The organism is Rahnella sp. PAMC25617 (assembly GCF_050606005.1).
In the GTDB taxonomy this organism is placed as follows: domain Bacteria; phylum Pseudomonadota; class Gammaproteobacteria; order Enterobacterales; family Enterobacteriaceae; genus Rahnella; species Rahnella variigena.
This window is the reverse complement of record NZ_JBOCUM010000060.1, coordinates 1-356: the sequence shown is the minus strand read 5'-3', so window position 1 is coordinate 356 and position 356 is coordinate 1. Positions and strand designations below refer to the sequence as shown.

1 protein-coding gene is annotated in these 356 nt (G+C 60.7%); it reads left to right on the top strand.

Going from position 1 to position 356, the window contains the following annotated elements; translation table 11 throughout:
• Positions 1-356, top strand: a 356-nt coding sequence (locus ACM615_RS23925; RefSeq protein WP_431012632.1) for an SDR family NAD(P)-dependent oxidoreductase, incomplete at both ends; no start/stop codon positions are given.

The following is a 356-nucleotide window of genomic DNA, read 5'->3' as shown; positions in this document are numbered from 1 at the left end:
CGGGGGATCGGACGCGCCGCCGTGCAGCGTCTGGCGAAAGAATGGAATGTGGTGTTTACCTGGTGTCAGGGCGAAAGCGCCGCCCATGAGGTGGAACTGGCCTGTGCGGGATTGCCCGGCCGGGTCGAAAGTCATCAGTGCGACGGGCGTGATGAGCAGGCGGTTACGCGTCTGGCCACTGACCTGCTGGCACGCTACGGCGCGCCGCACGCCGTAGTACACAATGCGGGTATCACCCTTGATGCGCTGCATATTCACCAGAACGCCGATAACTGGCGCAAGGTGATGGACACCAACTTAAACGCCATCTTCTACTGGAACAGCCAGTTACTTGAACCGATGATGATGCAGGGCGG